The following is a 12,227-nucleotide window of genomic DNA, read 5'->3' as shown; positions in this document are numbered from 1 at the left end:
CTGCGTGTTTAAAAAACAAACACATAAGAGGGTTCAAATTCATTATTGCAATTCTTCTTTTGATACAACGAACTTAATTTCTCCTTCATTCATCGAGAAGGACGGCTCATAATAGATTTCATACGAGTCCGATTCCGGTACGTCAAACGCTACTTTGCCAGCGTATTGTTTGCCGACTTTCACTTCATTGCTGAAGCTCGTATCATCGTAGCTGTAATATTGCTCATGCATATTGCCTTCAGCGTCTGAAATAGTAAATTCGGTATTATCGACATAAGCATTTTCTTCCGAGTTGTTTTTCACTGCGACTTCTAACGTGATAACCTTACCTTTTTGAGGCTCACCGTATTCTGCTGCATCTGTAAACTTAGCTGACTTAATTGTGATTTCTACACCATCAATGCTGACGTTATCGCCGACCTTATACGTTTCTTCAAACACGTCATTCGCTTCTTGTTCTTCGGTTTCTGCATTTGCTAATGCTTCTTTTGTTTCTGTTGGAATGTCCGCTTTAAACTCACTTCTCAGGTCTTCAAAAGCGGTTCTGTATTCAGCCTCTTCCGCAAACGGGCCGTATGCCATGACAAATTTCCCGTTAATTAAGGCAGCGATTGATTCTTCTAATCCTCCTTCCTGATCCGTTGAGTGAACAAGAACCAGTGTGGCTTCTTCGCCCTCTTCTTTTTTATGTATGGATTCAATGACTCTCAGATCATTAAAATCGTCAGAACCTTCCTCATCGGCACCAAAAGAAAATAACAGAGCCGTGTCTGCATAGACTTTTTCACTGACAAATTGTTCTTTTGCTTTTGCGTCTGTCCCTTTCATATACACCTGATAAAATTCAAGCGCCAGCTTTTCATCTTCGTTCAGGTTCTTTTTGGCCTTGTAGTTTTCTTCGGTTTTCTCGGAAGTGGCGTCATCCGATACTTTTTCAATGTCTGCTTCCCCACAAGCCGCCAGTCCAAAAGAAAGTGCTCCGGCAAGAAGCCATTTTATTGCCCATTTCATTCAAAAATTCCCCCTCTAAACTAAAAACCCTTTTAAATACTATCATCAACAAATTTACATATCTACAAGTTAAACCTATTAATATGCACCATTTATGGTAATAAAAGGAGTTAGTGGTTACCTATTCTTTTTTATCCAAAACAAAACCCTCTTACTGTCATGCGTAAGAGGGATAAAGACCATATAACGATCCTTATTCACTTCTGTTTACAAAAATTAAAATTATGTTAGCTTCCGCCGTCTTGTCCTTGTTTCCCGGCTTCTTCCGCTGCTTTTAATAACGTCTCTTCTATTTTGGCTTTATACAAAGGACTTGATAACGTCTCATTGATCACGTCCTGAAGATGCTTTCTGAATTCCTGGCTTTTCATGGCTTCCTGCATCGTTTTTTGCATCTCAGGGTCTTGTAAAACGTCTGTCAGCATTTTCTGATAGTCCGGATCTGCCATTAAGCCTTTCAGTACTTTTTCGTGTTCTTTTTGCATGCTTTTTGCATAGCTTTCCACAAATTTCGGGTCCTCAAAGGCCTTTTTCCAAAACTCTTTCCCTTGATCAGATGTTAAGGTCGTTTGAATGGTTTTTGTTACAGCCTGTTCGTCCATGACAAGGGCCTGCTTGATCTCTTTATCCTTTAATACTTCCTGGAGCGCTTTTTTTCCATCATCTGTTTTTAATATATCAATGACCATTTTTTTTGTTTCGTCATAATTGGCTTGACCTCCTGCTTGACCTTCGGCGGCACAGCCAGCAATCAGTACACTCATGAATGACAATGTCAGCACCATGAGGAGCGAGTTTCTCTTCATGTTCATCCAGCTCCTTTCTATTTACAATTTGCTATTTATATTTTGAATAAGTGAGGAGAATTTATACAGGGAAAATTACAGGCTTGGTGCAAAAACCTTTATCCCAACAAAAAAAACCTTATTGTGTGATGGATTTCAACGCAATACAAGGGATTTAATGGCGATATCTAAGTCATGATTTTATGTGGATGCGTTACCTTAAACGCTGGATAACTGCATCTTCACACTCTTATTTTTACATCTCTTGATAACTGAGTCTTGTGCCTATAAAAAAACACCTCTAAGTTGTTTTTAGGCAATTCATTACCGTTTTCAACTTAAAGGTGTTTTTATTTGTCTCACTTTACAGAGTGAGTCCCATTTTTCTCAGCGAGCATTTAATTGAGTTCAACGTGACTTTCCATGCTTTTAAGGCTGTACTTCCTTAACCGTTACTTCACTTGTGTATTTCGCGCTGTCTGTTGCGGTAATATAAAGTTTCGTTCCGGCTGGCTGTGCAGAAATGCTGAGCTTAAATTCTCCGTTTTTATTTGATTTACCGGATTTAAGGACTTTTCCTGCCGCATTTTTAATCGTTACCGTAACTTGAGGCTCTGTTTTCCCCGTAACGGTTTTTTGCTTAGAAGTGATATCATCTACCTCTGGCGCATCTGGTGGCGTAACGTCAGACACCACCACTTTTGTTTCCTTGCTTACATTTTCCGCTTGGTCAGCTGCTGTGACCAAAATCGAAGTGCCCGCTTTTGGATTGATGATGTCCACATTGAACACACCTTGCTCATTCGCTTCTCCTGTATAGGGTTCGGTACCCACTTTAACGGTCACAGCCGCATATGCTTCTGTTTTGCCGGTTACAGTGTCACTTTGGTCATTAACAGGGTTCACTGTTGGTGCAGAAGGTGCAATACCGTCCAAAACGGTTACCTCTGTTGAGTCACTTTCGTTTCCTGCCGCATCCTTTACCGTTACAAGAAGGACACTTTCTTTAGCCGGTATCTTCACACTCAAAGAAAATTTACCATTCTTGTCTGATTTCCCGGTTTTAAGGATCTTATCATCGTGCATGATCGTTACGGTCATACCCGGTTCTGTCGTTCCTGTTACTGCTTTTTGAAGCTCTTTTACCGGATCTACCACTGGCGCTTCCGGCGCTGTGCCGTCAGACACCATCACTTTTGTTTCTTTGCTTGCATTGCCTGCTTCGTCTTCTGCTGTGACCAAAATCGAAGTGCCCGCTTTTGGATTGATGATGTCCACATTAAACACACCTTGCTCATTCGCTTCTCCTGTATAGGGTTCGGTACCCACTTTAACGGTCACAGCCGCATATGCTTCTGTTTTGCCGGTTACAGTGTCACTTTGGTCATTAACAGGGTTCACTGTTGGTGCAGAAGGTGCAATACCGTCCAAAACGGTTGCCTCTGTTGAGTCACTTTCGTTTCCTGCCGCATCCTTTACCGTTACAAGAAGGACACTTTCTTTAGCCGGTATCTTCACACTCAAAGAAAATTTACCATTCTTGTCTGATTTCCCGGTTTTAAGGATCTTATCATCGTGCATGATCGTTACGGTCATACCCGGTTCTGTCGTTCCCGTTACTGCTTTTTGAAGCTCTTTTACCGGATCTACCACTGGCGCTTCCGGCGCTGTGCCGTCAGACACCATCACTTTTGTTTCTTTGCTTGCATTGCCGGCTTCGTCTTCTGCTGTAACATAAATTGAAGTGCCCGCTTTTTGTTTGGCGATTTTAATGCTGAAGTTTCCTTCATCATCGGCCATGCCGCTTCCCATTTCCGTTCCTGTTTCTGCTTTTATTGTAATGGCCGCATCTGCTTCAACTTTGCCGGTTACTGTGTCACTTTGATCGTTAACAGCGTCCACTGTCGGTGCAGAAGGAGCCACACCGTCTAAAACAGTCACCTTTGCTGCTTCACTTTCATTCCCATCCTCATCTTTTACTGTTACAAGAAGGATGCTTCCTTTAGCTGGCATCTTCACACTAAGAGAAAACTTTCCTGTTTTGTCCGATTTTCCGGATTTCAGGACTTTTTCATTGTGGGTGACGGTCACGGTCATACCCGGTTCTGTCGTTCCCGTTACCGCTTTTTGAAGCTCTTTTACAGGATCTACTACTGGTGCCTCCGGTGCTGTGCCGTCAGCTACCACCACTTTTGTTTCTTTGCTTACATTGCCGGCCGCGTCTTCTGCCGTAACATAAATCGTAGTGCCTGCTTTTTGCTTGGCGATTTCAATGCTGAAGTTTCCTTCATCATCGGCCGTGCCGCTTCCCATTTCCGTTCCTGTTTCTGCTTTTACCGTCACGGCTGCACCTGCTTCAGTTTTGCCGGTTACCGTGTCACTTTGGTCACTCACCGGATAAACGACTGGCGCTTCTGGTGGCGTGCCATCTTGAACGTTAACTTCCATTTTTTCTGTTTCATTTCCGTCTGCATCTTTGACCACTACCGTTAATACCGTGCCCAATTTCTGCTTCGGAATCTTCACAGAAAATTCCCCATCCGAATTTGACTTTCCAGTGCCAATCATTTTTGATTGATTGGAAATCTCGATTGTCATTTTTGGATCCGTGCTGCCTGTGACTGCTGTGCTGCTGTCATTCACTGAATCTATATGCAGCGTTGTCGGAGAAGGAACATCCACGTCCACTTTGATATTTTTCTCTATAGCCATTGATTCATTTTTAATTTCGATAGAATCATCAAGCGGTACAAATAGAGATTCTAAAGAATCATCATAAGGATATGCTGAGATACCATAAAAATCATAGTTACCGATTGGAAGACGAATTTTAAAAGATCCATTTCTTTCAATTGGAACCACTATCCACATCTGACTTTTCTTATTCTGAATATGCAAATCAAAACTCTCATACGTTTCAAGAATTTTTTCAAGCATTTTTGGATCAGATAATTCAACTTTTCCAGTTACCGTTACAGGTGGAATTACAACATCTAAATCTAATGGTTCTGCTCCAACCGTGAATTCTTTATCAAAAATATTAACGTATTCATTCAGGTCATGAGCACTTATACCTGTGATTTTATATTCCCCAGGCTTTAGGTAAAAACTGAATTCTCCTTTTTCATTAAAATTAAACTCATCAAAAAAATAGTATTTATTGTCCTTGTCCTGGCTGTTCATTTTATAAACGATAATTGAACCATATCCTATGTTCTCGGAAGAGTTTTTCACTGAAACTTTTCCTTTTACATTCGCTTCTTCTACAACAATCGTTTCATTAATTGGTTCATTGCTCATAATAAAATCTTTATTAACTTTAAACTCTTCTTCGGCACCCGTTGTTTTATTACGAACAACAACTGAATAAATAGAATAGTTATTTTGGGCAAGCCGGGCGCTGAACTTGCCGTCTTCAACCTTTAAATTGCGGTGGTAATGATGACGGACTCCAACCTCTTGAGCAAGAGTTACCATGACATCCACTTTTAAAAAATCCATTTCTCCCTTGAATTGAACGGTTCCCGTAAAATTCACTTTAGGAACAACAATGTTTAAACTCATATCTTTGCTAGCGTCTGTTACTTCAATTGTAGAGTTTAATAAAACCCTTTCTTTTTCTGTATCAAGAGAAATAACTCGATACTCTCCAACTGGCAGACGAGTTTGGAATTTCCCGGATTCGTCTACTTGAATAGAGTAATATCGGTCATCATCAGAGTGAAGTTCCAATTCTCCACTGCCAAGGCTGTACGGCTTTCCGCCTTCATCACTAAGAGATCCGGTTACATTATTTTTTTCAACGGTAACAGTTACGCTTTTCTTTTCACCTTTTTTTATGCTAAATTCCTGATCAAGCGGGAATGATAAACGTTCGTCTGATTCATTTTTTTGTATGGACAATTGAATAAACTCGTAAGTTCCTGGAACTAACCTTCCATTGAAAGTCCCGTCTTTGTTAACAGACAAATAAACATAATTGTCTTCATCGTCTTTTAAGCTTAAATAACTGTAATCATAATTCGCTAAATCAGCTAAATCAAAACCATTTTCAAACTGGATTTGACCATTTACATTTTCAGCAGGAATTCGCACCTCTAAACTTGTTGTTTCATTTTCATCAATAATAGTAAACTCCTGATTTAACTGAACAGACTCATGATTATCATGTTCCCAAAAGTTAACCCTTTCGATTACATAATTTCCTTTTAAAAGGAAAGCTGAAAAGGAACCATCTTCAGAAAATTCCAAAGTATAATAGTCTCTTGTGTTTTTATTTCGAATATCGATTGAGCCTGAACCCAGTTTATTAAGCGTACCTTCTTCTGCCACATTCCCTTTAAGGTTTAGTGTTTGCAGCGTAATCGTTTTAAAAACTGGAGAAGTCTGATTCGCACTTATCGAAACGGACTCATCTAGACTGTATGTGATTCTTTTATTTGTAGATAAGTCAAAAGTTGCGCTTTCAATCTTATATTCTCCTGCCGGCATATGAACGGAGAACTTACCTTCAGAATCTAAACGAATAGTTTCAGAAGTATTTCCCTTGGAAACGGTAAGCGCGGCATATTCAATGTCAGTGTTAGTAATTTCGTCTGGAAGAACTACTTCTCCTTCCAACGCTAATGCCGGAACAGATACATCAATGGATGTGTTTCCATTCTCATCTGTTATTTCAAATTCTGTTTTGTTGATGAATTTTAAATCAACATCATAAATATCAAGATCATACACTTGATATTTCCCTTTAGGCAGCCTTCCGGAAAAATTTCCTTCTTCGTCAATAGTAACTGAGTAATGTTCGTCGCTCTCTACGTCTTTGATTCTCATATAACCCTCACCTAAATTGTAAGAGCTTGAATTACCCACTGCTAACTTTCCTGAAAAATTATCCGATTTAATGATCAATTCTTTCGGAGTTTTATCTCCGTTAATTTCAAAGGATTCATTCACATAATATGTTTTGTTCTTATGTGTTTCATAATCATAAACACGTACGGATTGCAAAATATAGTTACCCTTTGGAAGACGCAGATTGAAAAGACCTTCCTTATCAGGCTGAACATAAAAATAGTCATTATTGCCTTTGATTGTAAGGGATACAGACGAATTTTCAAAGTCAACCTTATTATCTGCAAACTTCAGCTGGCCGATAAAGCTGACCGGTGGAATCGTTACATGTAAATCCTCAACTTTGTTATCGTTAACTTCAAATTCCTGATTTAATTCAATATAAGAATCGTCTTCTAATCTAATATCTGTAATTCTGTATTTCCCGTTAGGCACCGTTGTTTTGAATGTACCGTCTTCGTGGATCACTGCCCTAAAATAATCAGATTCTCCGTCATCTGAAACAGACATTATTGATATTTGACCAGAATTGATATGGTTAAGTGTCTCACTCTCTTTTACATTTCCGGACACATTATACTCGTTAATAATAATATCTTTTGTCGTAACTTCGTTTTCTAGTATTTCAATTTTTTCATTTAAGCCGAAACTTTCCCAATCATAGGTTTCTTTATTTTGTATAGTTAACTCTCTGATTTTGTAATTTCCTGGATTTAACTTTTTGCTAAAAGTTCCATCCTCTAAAATTTTAGTAGTGGAAAATGTGTTATTATTGGTATTTTCTATTTGTAAGTACAGCTCTTCATCGCTTGTTAAGATCCTGCCATTTTTAAAAATCACTTTCCCTTTAAAGCTTGGCGATGGAATTTTGATATCAAGTATGTTTTCTTGGTTATCTTTAATTTCAAATTCATAATTAATGGTATTCACATCTAGATCTTCATTACCTTCAAAATCCATATAATTAATTATATAGATTCCAGCCGGCAAAGTGTCGACAAATTCCCCTTTGGAATCGACACGTAAATCATAATATCTAGAGCCCTCTTTATTTTTTACATTTATCCACCCGTTTACAAACAGTTTATTCGTTCCTTCTTCAAAAACCTTACCTTTTATGTTATCAACAAATATATTGATATTTAATGAAAAAGGAACAGTGGCTTCGTTTGAGATTGTGAAGGTCTGCGTGCTGTAAAAAGTTTTAGAATCTTCCCCATCCCAATGATAGATTGCATACACTTCGTATGTTCCTTCAGTAAGGCTTGCACTAAAAGTCCCATCAGTTCTTACATTAATTCCTATGTATTCGTCTGTTGTTTTGTTAATAACATTAACTGAAGTGCTATACTCTGAAATTGTCTGGCTGTCAGAAAAAGAAATTGTGCCAGTCAAATTTTGCGCTTCATTTCCTTCTGATCCTGTTTCATCTGTGAGAGCACTCACCATTTTCTCCTCAACCGATGATGGCTCTGGTACATTTTTGTTCTTTTGTGCCTCTGCCCCTTCTACAACTAAAGTATTAGGTGTTGAACTGGTATTGTCTTGCGCAAATGCTACATTTGGCAATAATAAAAATAATGATAAGCTAATACTTACTAATTTTTTCATTGTTTTCCTCCCAACGATATTTTTAACCCATTACGATAATACCATTATTTTTTTATTTATCTATATTTTTTTATGGTTTTAACAATTTTTCAATCCTTTCACTAATTCTACGTCCATTTCCCATATCATTTTCTTTCTACTTCGCTGTCCTTTTTTAGTACTTCAGTCTACTGCTTCAGCTGCCGTTCTTGCCTGCAGTTTCGTTGTTTCATTTTCACATTCAGGCCCATACTGCTTTACTCTCATGCTGTTCGAACCGCTGTATTCGCCCACATTTGAACCATCGCTTCCTTCTTTTAAGCCTCCTGGGTTTCGAACCCTTCATCATTTCTACGGGTACACCGGCTAACCGCATCTTCACAGCTTTTATTGTTTTCTCTGCTGGATAACAGACTCTTGCTTCCATACCTAAAGACCTCCAAGTTGTTTTTAGGTGATTATTACCTCTCCCTAACTTAAAGGTGTGTTTTTGTTTTAACCCATGAGACCAGTCCTGACTATTTTCAATGTATAAAAAGGATTTAAGGAGAAATTCAGCTTATAGTTTTATTTTACTATTTCATTTAAAAGCTCAGTTTCTATTCTGGCGTTAGACTTCACTCAGCTTGAAAACATTTGTAGGCCACTTATGTACCTGCTCAATGGGATGACGATGAAGTAAAAGTGTAATCTTTAGTTTATATAGACAAAATATTCTAAACAATGGACCGCATTGATTTTTTTATGGGATGACAACAAATCAAGCATTTCGAACATCTTATCTATTTCTTTTACGGCCTTGCTTTGGTATTTATTAAGGCTTGTATCTTTCGGATGGCTGGATTCTAAAAAGACCGTTCCTGCTGCTTCATGTGAATAGAGTCGGACATATAAATTTGTATATAAGCTGCCCAGCGAATGTATAACGTATAAAAATGGAGGTTCCAATTCCGCTATGGTTAATGCTTCACGCAGCGTTTCAACAATCGTGATCCCATCGTGGGGTTCTGTCGGTTTGTCGCTGCCCGCAACACCAAAACGATTATAGGAAAAGACAGAGGGCAATTCCGAAATTTCCGGCAGTATTCTCATCGCCCCCTGCTTCGAATTAAAACCTCTCCGCTTCAGCTGCTTCCTCTTCCCAGTCATCGGATCTTTGTATTTACCTGTCTTCGCATCTTTTTTATTACTGTCATCGCCATCCTTGTTTTCTACAAGAACAGGGCTGCGTGTCTGTGTAAAAATATCTTTTTATTTTTTTTGTAATATGTTTTAATGAGATCTATCTTATAAAAAAAATAGAAGTTGATGTAAAAGAGATGCTTGCTTTAGGAAAGCGCTTTTATTCGCTTTCAAGTGAGATGGAGGTTTATACAACTTTCCTTTTCCCTCCTATGAATGCCCGAACATAAACCGTTTTTTTATATTGAAGTCGAAATAGATACATAACGCTAGTCGGTTGTAGAGGAGAGATTGCATGGATAGCATCACACATACGCTCTTTGGCTTGAGCTTATATGGCGCAGCGGACAAAGAGGAAAAAACGAAAGAATACAAACGGGCTCTGCTGTTTACCGCTGTAGCGGGAAGCCTAATTCCAGACATCGATGTGGTCTCCAAGCTGTGGGATACGGAAGGACTGTATCAAATGTGGCATCGGGGCATCACGCATTCCTATTTCGTGGCGCCAATTTGGGCATTGATCCTCTACTTGGCCTGTGTATGGATCTGGAAAACAAAGAACAAAAAGTTGTTTTTTATCGGTCTTCTTTCTGTGTTCATCCATAACACCAGTGACATCTTGAATGCATGGGGAACGGGCATACTTGAGCCGCTCTCGCAAGCCAGGGTGACGTTCGGCGTCATTCCGATTGTTAATTTGGTTTTTTGGCTTATCATGCTGTCCGGATTCCTCGCAGTGAAAACGCATAAAAAGTCCTCGCACCGTGTTTTCAGGTGGGTTTGGGGACTTATGGCGTTCCATGTATTGTTGCAGTCAGTAGTCGGCTACAACCTCTATCAAACGGTGAAGCAAGAATATGAGCAGGTTGCCCTATCGGCTGACTTTGTTCCGTTTCAGTTTAAAGCCATTGGAAAAAACGACGGGAACGTAGACATCATTCAGTTTGATATTTGGCAAAAAGAGAGCGGTGTTACGTCGCTTTCTTCTGATGACCAGGCGAACTTGGCTCCTTTGTTTGCCCAGAACCCACAAGCTAAAACCCTCGTTCAATGGTCTCCCTTTGTTGTGGTGGTCAATGATGAGCAGCGACTAGGCGTCTATGATCCTCGGTTTTACCGAAATGGCGAATCATTTTTGTATGAGTATATTGAAAAATAATGTCTATCATTCTTCTCACGTTTTCTTTTCTCAAGGCTCTTTTCGTGTAATCAACAAATAAATGACGTTTAACCTTTATTCATTATTGATTGTCCCGATTTTTGTGTTGCCTGTTAAATTGTTTGCAGCGTTTTTAGTTGCTAGTCTAGCTTTTTCACGGATCAATTTCATGGTCGTCATTTCAATTTGGGAAACAATGTTTTTCATGTAATTAATCTTCAAAAATATACGCTGGGTTTTCACACTTTTTAATACCACCTGCTCTCGTTTTTAATACTGCCAGTAATCCAACAATGATTAATTTGAGATCATTAACAGAATTGCTTTTATCCCCTAGAGTCATATCTTCAGCAAACATCTCAAGACCGTTTATCTGACTTAAAGAATTTTTAAATTCTGTAATTTCTTGATGAGTAATATGGTATTTCAACCTATGGGCGTATTTATTTCTAAAATCATTAAAATCTAGAAGTGCATCAAAATGTTTTTGTTCAATCAGATTTAATGAGAGTGCTAAAAAAATTTTCCTTCTAAAACTCTCTCTATATAATTCTAATACATCTGGATTCGGTATAAACCCTTCAAGTAAGTTATCTAATTCATTTTCGATGTAAAGGTGCCCTCTCAAAATGATATATAACTTGTCGTTTTTATACTCTAATTCTTTTGAAAAGGAATCCATATCAGGTTTTCTTTCCACAGTATCACTCCTTTTATATAAAATATACATGGATTGTTTTTCTGCCTGCACTGCCAACACAAACTAGTTCAAGAAGCATCCCTTGTAAGGATACTCATTTCTTAACTTTGCTTTTAGTCCAATTTAATTTTCCAACATACTCTTTAGTTAAACCCTTCAAACGTTTAAATAGCCTTTCTTTAGGTAGTAATCAATAATGATTATACAAGGCTTCTTTGGAGCATGGATTGCTCTTTTTTGTTTAACTAAAAAATAGTCTGTCCCTAACTCAAAACCATATTCAATCATTCGAGTAACTTGATTTCGAGGTCACTCTCAGCAACCACGTAAATCAGCCAAATCTGCTCAAATAGTGGACATTTGTCAACCTAAATTTATTTCTCCAAGAATTCCTTTAATTTTGAACATACATACCATGAGCATTACAAATACCTTCACCTGTTACCCGCAGCATTTCTATCAAATGTACACGGGAAGCTAATCCAGTTTATCAGCGAATTCCAGGAAATTATTTCTCTCCATTTAAATACTCCAACCAAGGACGATGTGGCAAATGTGGCAAAACTGCTGATCCAGACAGAAGAAAAAGTAGATGATCTGAACGACAGAATAGATGATTTGGCAGCGGTGGTAGAAAAACTCAGGATAGGAACGGATAAAAGGCCGGCCTCCAGCCATTCCTCATCGGCTCGGCATGCAAAGGGTAAAAGAAAATCAGAAGCCCAATATAATAAGAAGAAAGTAAACCTTGGAGAACTTCTGAGCCCTGCCCCGGACCCCAAGTCCTTTAATCTTCCGGATTCTGATTCTGCCTTTGGAGATGAGATTTTTTTAAAACTTCTCCAGGATGTGAAGCTGAAAAGGAGAAAGAGAAGATGAAAGAGCGGCCAGACTTTGATCAGGAAAAAGAATGGCAGCGCTGGAAAGGTTTTTTCAGTATTTGGACTGC

At 38.7% G+C, this 12,227-nt stretch carries 8 protein-coding genes; 2 read left to right on the top strand and 6 right to left on the bottom strand.

Features of this window, described 5'->3' with window-relative positions:
• Positions 1-42: 42 nt before the first annotated feature.
• The 4 genes from NLX67_RS09755 to NLX67_RS09740 form a co-directional block, all read right to left on the bottom strand.
• A complete protein-coding gene (locus tag NLX67_RS09755) occupies positions 43-1,011 on the bottom strand; it encodes a DUF4352 domain-containing protein (RefSeq protein WP_052728602.1) in 969 nt (322 codons plus the stop codon).
• Between the two features lie 227 nt (positions 1,012-1,238).
• On the bottom strand, positions 1,239-1,817 hold the full coding sequence (gene gerD / locus NLX67_RS09750) for a spore germination lipoprotein GerD (protein ID WP_254311590.1): 579 nt from the start codon (positions 1,815-1,817) through the stop codon (positions 1,239-1,241).
• A gap of 408 nt (positions 1,818-2,225) precedes the next feature.
• On the bottom strand, positions 2,226-8,258 hold the full coding sequence (locus NLX67_RS09745; protein ID WP_254311589.1) for an Ig-like domain-containing protein: 6,033 nt from the start codon (positions 8,256-8,258) through the stop codon (positions 2,226-2,228).
• 672 nt (positions 8,259-8,930) lie between these two features.
• Positions 8,931-9,386: an Arm DNA-binding domain-containing protein gene (locus NLX67_RS09740; RefSeq protein WP_256519753.1), complete on the bottom strand. Its 456-nt coding sequence runs from the start codon at positions 9,384-9,386 to the stop codon at positions 8,931-8,933.
• A gap of 328 nt (positions 9,387-9,714) precedes the next feature.
• Between NLX67_RS09740 and NLX67_RS09735 the strand changes: the two genes are divergently transcribed.
• Positions 9,715-10,578 (top strand): metal-dependent hydrolase, encoded by an 864-nt coding sequence (locus tag NLX67_RS09735; RefSeq protein WP_254311587.1) that lies wholly within the window; start codon positions 9,715-9,717, stop codon positions 10,576-10,578.
• A 75-nt stretch (positions 10,579-10,653) separates the two neighbouring features.
• On the opposite strand, the gene NLX67_RS22775 is transcribed toward NLX67_RS09735, so the two are convergent.
• Positions 10,654-10,785 (bottom strand): hypothetical protein, encoded by a 132-nt coding sequence (locus NLX67_RS22775; protein ID WP_256519752.1) that lies wholly within the window; start codon positions 10,783-10,785, stop codon positions 10,654-10,656.
• A 4-nt stretch (positions 10,786-10,789) separates the two neighbouring features.
• Positions 10,790-11,278 carry a PH domain-containing protein gene (locus NLX67_RS09730; protein ID WP_254311586.1) on the bottom strand — a complete coding sequence of 163 codons (489 nt, stop codon included), beginning with the start codon at positions 11,276-11,278 and terminating at the stop codon, positions 10,790-10,792.
• 555 nt (positions 11,279-11,833) lie between these two features.
• Here NLX67_RS09730 and NLX67_RS09725 point away from each other — a divergent pair.
• Positions 11,834-12,157: a hypothetical protein gene (locus NLX67_RS09725; protein WP_254311585.1), complete on the top strand. Its 324-nt coding sequence runs from the start codon at positions 11,834-11,836 to the stop codon at positions 12,155-12,157.
• The last annotated feature ends 70 nt before the right edge of the window (positions 12,158-12,227 follow it).

This window comes from Domibacillus sp. A3M-37, assembly GCF_024213455.1.
Lineage (GTDB): Bacteria > Bacillota > Bacilli > Bacillales > Domibacillaceae > Domibacillus > Domibacillus tundrae.
This window is presented reverse-complemented; position numbering and strand designations above follow the sequence as displayed.

Coding starts and splice junctions, on each gene's coding strand:
- NLX67_RS09755 (WP_052728602.1), bottom strand. CDS start 1,011: ATGAAATGGGCAATAAAATGGCTTCTTGCCGGAGCACTTTCTTTTGGA.
- gerD (WP_254311590.1), bottom strand. CDS start 1,817: ATGAAGAGAAACTCGCTCCTCATGGTGCTGACATTGTCATTCATGAGT.
- NLX67_RS09745 (WP_254311589.1), bottom strand. CDS start 8,258: ATGAAAAAATTAGTAAGTATTAGCTTATCATTATTTTTATTATTGCCA.
- NLX67_RS09740 (WP_256519753.1), bottom strand. CDS start 9,386: ATGACTGGGAAGAGGAAGCAGCTGAAGCGGAGAGGTTTTAATTCGAAG.
- NLX67_RS09735 (WP_254311587.1), top strand. CDS start 9,715: ATGGATAGCATCACACATACGCTCTTTGGCTTGAGCTTATATGGCGCA.
- NLX67_RS22775 (WP_256519752.1), bottom strand. CDS start 10,785: ATGAAAAACATTGTTTCCCAAATTGAAATGACGACCATGAAATTGATC.